General features: G+C 44.2%; 1 protein-coding gene. It reads right to left on the reverse strand.

Translation table 11 applies throughout. From position 1 onward, the window contains the following. Positions 1 to 369 (reverse strand): hypothetical protein (locus tag J3L16_RS16045; RefSeq protein WP_207614065.1); only part of this gene is annotated, 369 nt, incomplete at both ends.

Here is a 369-nt window from a genome sequence, read left to right on the forward strand (position 1 = left end):
GGCTTTTTTATCCAATTTACCATTCGCATTTAACGGCAAGTCAGCCAAGATAATAAAGCGACTCGGTATCATGTAATCGGGTAAGCGGGCTGATAGGGCCTCTTTGATATGAGTGATGTTTAGCGTTTGGTTATCTGTTTCATGGCCTTCGGCTACCACAAACCCATATAGCTGCGCTCTATCATCTTGCGATTCAACAAGTACCGCTGCATCTGACACCGCATCAAGGGCAAGCAGGTGTTGTTTGATTTCATTTAATTCAACACGATATCCACGTATTTTAACTTGCTCATCAACTCGACCAATAAACTCAAATTCACCCGACTGGGTTTGCTTAACCGCATCACCGGTTCGGTATAAACGCTCACC

The organism is Alteromonas sp. 5E99-2 (assembly GCF_017368475.1).
In the GTDB taxonomy this organism is placed as follows: Bacteria; Pseudomonadota; Gammaproteobacteria; order Enterobacterales; family Alteromonadaceae; genus Alteromonas_F.